This is a genomic window from Nocardia cyriacigeorgica, assembly GCF_010858045.1.
Classification (GTDB): Bacteria; Actinomycetota; Actinomycetes; order Mycobacteriales; family Mycobacteriaceae; genus Nocardia; species Nocardia cyriacigeorgica_E.
On record NZ_JAAGVC010000299.1, the window covers coordinates 1 to 295 of the forward strand.

Annotated in this window: 1 protein-coding gene; it reads right to left on the reverse strand. The window is 65.8% G+C overall.

Features of this window, described 5'->3' with window-relative positions; translation table 11 throughout:
* Nucleotides 1–295: ATP-binding cassette domain-containing protein (locus GV790_RS29790; RefSeq protein WP_163818144.1), on the reverse strand; the 295-nt coding region annotated here is incomplete at both ends.

A 295-nucleotide genomic window follows, 5' to 3' on the forward strand; every position in this document is an offset into this window, starting at 1 on the left:
ATGGTCACACCATCGGCGACCAGGTCACTGACGATCGACCACATGGTGCGCCGACTGCGCGGGTCCAGGCCCGTCGTCGGCTCGTCGAGGAAGATGATCTGCGGCTTGCCGACCAGCGTCATCGCCAGATCGAGCTTGCGCCGCATACCGCCGGAGTAGGTCGACGCGGGTTTCGCCGCCGCCTCCGTCAGATCGAAGCGCTCCAGCAGCTCGGCGACGGTTCGCTTGCCATCCTCGGTGGCGAACCCTTTGAGGTCCACCATCAGCTGCAGGTTCTCCTGCCCCGTCAGCAGCT